This is a genomic window from Thermoanaerobacter sp. A7A, assembly GCF_000445185.1.
Classification (GTDB): domain Bacteria; phylum Bacillota; class Thermoanaerobacteria; order Thermoanaerobacterales; family Thermoanaerobacteraceae; genus Thermoanaerobacter.
Genome location: NZ_AVAF01000038.1, coordinates 1 through 1,366 on the forward strand (window position 1 = coordinate 1; position 1,366 = coordinate 1,366).

Consider the following 1,366-nt stretch of genomic DNA (forward strand, 5'->3'; position numbering starts at 1 on the left):
TCCAGAGGAGCGATAGAAACAGTTGCAGAGAATATATCAGACGGTATAATAGCCCCTATGTTTTACGCGTTTATAGGAGGTGCGCCGCTGGCTATCTTTTATAAGGCAGCAAGCACTCTTGATTCTATGGTAGGCTATGGAAATGAAAAGTACCTCGATTTAGGATTTGCTTCTGCAAAACTTGACGACATATTAAATTTTATCCCTGCTCGCATAACAGGTTTTTTGATTGTTATAGCTGCTTTTCTCTTAGGCTATGATTATAAAAATAGTTGGAGGATTTTTTTAAGAGACAGGTTGAAACATCAAAGTCCAAACAGTGCTCACGGAGAAGCAGCAGTTGCCGGTGCTTTAAATATACAACTGGGAGGGCTTAATTATTATTTTGGAAAGCCTGAAATTAAACCAACTCTTGGGGATGGAAAAGAAAAAATTATCCCCCAACACATAAAATACAGCATAAAAATAATGTATATGACTTCATTTTTAGGTCTTGTGGTGTTTTATGGGATGAAGATTTTGGTACCATAAAGGAATAACTTATAATTGCCTCAAAATATTACATAAAAACACCTAAAAATTGTAAATAGGAGGAGATTGATGTGAAAGAAAAAGCAAATGCATTAAAAAATGTTAAAACTCTTACTCTTGTTGCTATGCTTATAGCCTTAAGTGCAGTAGGTGCTCTCATAAAAGTTTTTAACACAGTTGCTTTCGATTCAATGCCAGGATACTTTGCCGCATTATACCTTGGAGGTTGGTATGGAGCCCTTGTGATAAGTTTAGGGCATATGCTTACAGCAATTACTTCTGGATTTCCTTTAGGGCTTACAAATCACATATACATAGCAGTGCAAATGGCATTATATGCCTATTTGTTTAAATTTTTTTATCGAAAATTTAACATCTATATTGCAGTAATCGCTGCTACGATATTAAATGGTCCTGTTGCAACCCTTTTGTTTGTGCCCATATTCGGATGGGGATTTTTTGCGGCATGGGTATTACCACTAACAATTGCGTCATTTGCAAATGTATTTCTTGCAGCATTGGTTTACAAAGCGATACCGAAAAGGAGTAGGGAATAAAAAGTGATTGAGAGATACAGAGATTTAGTTGTAATTTATGAAAATGATGTAGCATATGTGATATCTTGTGACAGCCTCGGAGCAATAGGGAATAAAGAGCATGATGTGTTAAAAGTTGATGAAGAGATTGTAGGAAGGACTACTGTAAAAGTGGCTCTTTCGGAAGTACTATGTGTAGGAGCAAAACCCTTAGTCATATCCGATACTTTATCCGTTGAAATGAATCCAACAGGGCAAAAAATTTTAAGAGGCATAAAAAGCGAGCTTGAAGAGAACGG

General features: G+C 36.3%; 3 protein-coding genes. All 3 read left to right on the plus strand.

From position 1 onward, the window contains the following. On the plus strand, positions 1-531 hold a 531-nt coding region (locus M663_RS0102470), incomplete at its 5' end, for a CobD/CbiB family cobalamin biosynthesis protein (protein WP_029687826.1). A gap of 71 nt (positions 532-602) precedes the next feature. Beyond that, entirely contained in the window at positions 603-1,088 is a 486-nt protein-coding gene (locus tag M663_RS0102475; RefSeq protein WP_009051851.1) for an ECF transporter S component, read from the plus strand. 3 nt (positions 1,089-1,091) lie between these two features. Further along, the coding region (locus tag M663_RS0102480; protein WP_029687827.1) for an AIR synthase related protein at positions 1,092-1,366 on the plus strand (275 nt) is incomplete at its 3' end.